The sequence below is a fragment of the Nocardioides sp. P5_C9_2 genome (assembly GCF_054049555.1).
This window is the reverse complement of sequence record NZ_JBFUMD010000662.1, coordinates 1-1,611: the sequence shown is the minus strand read 5'-3', so window position 1 is coordinate 1,611 and position 1,611 is coordinate 1. Positions and strand designations below refer to the sequence as shown.

1 protein-coding gene is annotated in these 1,611 nt (G+C 74.9%); it reads left to right on the top strand.

Features of this window, described 5'->3' with window-relative positions; translation table 11 throughout:
* On the top strand, positions 1–1,457 hold a 1,457-nt coding region (locus ACXJKL_RS20770; RefSeq protein WP_457208890.1), incomplete at its 5' end, for a hypothetical protein.
* Positions 1,458–1,611 lie beyond the last annotated feature (154 nt).

The following is a 1,611-nucleotide window of genomic DNA, read 5'->3' as shown; positions in this document are numbered from 1 at the left end:
ACCTCGACGCGGGGCAGACGGTCACCCTGCTCGCGACCGGGGGAGTGTCCCTCGCGCTCACGGCTCCCTCGGGCGCCCCGGTGCCGGGGGCCGAGGACGCCGAGCCCACCACCGTGACCGCGACCGAGGGCGGGGACCACGTGCTGCGCCTCACCCGGCCGGACGCGGTCGGCGACACGAGGTCCGACGTCACCGTCTCCGAGCCGGTCCGGGCGTACGGCGACCTCGACGGCGCAGGCGTCGACCTGGTCACGACCCTGCCCGGCCAGCGGGCGGAGCTGTCCTTCGAGGCGGCGGGCGGGACGCTGGTGTCGGAGCACGCGATGCAGGAGTCGTGCTGTCAGCCGCCGGCGGGAGTGCTCACCATGCTCGACCCCACGGGCGCACCGGTGCCCCGTCTCGGCAGGCTCGTCCGGCAGGGCGGCGCCTGGCTGCTCCCCAACCTCGACGGCACCTACGTGCTGCGCGTCGAGGCCGGGTCGGGAGGCTTCGTCGACCGGCGCGGGCAGACCGTCCTGACCGGTGCGCAGGTCCCAGCGACCCTTGACGGCGAGCCCGGGCACGTCTCCCTCGACCGCCCCGGTGAGGTCGCCCTCGTGCGCACCACCGTGCCGGCCGGTCTCGAGGTCCGACTCTCGGACACCGGCCCGGACCACCTCGACCGCGAGGTGTTCGACCCCGACGGTCGTCCGCTCGCGGTCTACAGCACCACCCCCGACCTCGGTCCCACGCAGGCCGGGACCTACACCGAGCTGGTGTCCTACGACGGGTCGGCCGACGTGCAGGTGCACGCCTCGACGCCGCTCGAGATCGACCTGCAGGCCGAGGGCGCCACGGACTACGACCTGGGGGCGGCTCCGTCGCGGCTGCTCCGAGCACGTCTCGAGGTCACGTCGGGGCGCACGCTCGCCGTCGAGGTGCTCGACGACCTCGGTCTCTGCGCCCGCGGAGCCGACCTCGCCTCCGGTGCCGACCTCGTCGAGTGGATGGCCGACGTCGAGGACCAGCCGAGCGTCCTGCGGGCCGCGGCCCCCGGGGAGCTGGTGCTCGCCCTGTCGCCGTGCGCCCGGCAGGGCGTCGTACGCATCCAGGACGTGGCGGTCGTGGACGACGAGCCCGTGTCCTCGACGACGACGAACGGCGTCACGACGACCACCACGCGTGCCACGCTGACCGCGCCCGCGCCAGGCCGGTTGATGGTCGTGGCCCACGACGCGGGCCGGAGCTTCTCGGACCGGGTGACGCTGAGGACCACCGGCTCGACCTTCCCGACCGGTACGGGCCTCGCGCTGGCCCACGGGGCGCCCGACGCGTCGCTCTTCCGGGCCTTCGGGCCGCCGGGGGACCCCTTCCCCCTCAGCTACGGCCAGGTCCGGGGGCCGCAGCTGCTGTTCGTGTACGCCGGGCCGACCGCGACCGGGACGATCGACCTGGAGATCGAGCTCCAGGCGTACTGACGAGGCAACCGGGGAGCGGCTCGCCCGCGTCTGTCCCGGTGAGGGCCACCCGGCCCGCACCACAGGGGGAGACATGAAGAAGCTGCTCGGGCCGCTGCTGGTCATCTGCGCCGTCGTCGCGCTGCACGCCGTCCCGGCCTCCGCGGCGTCGACG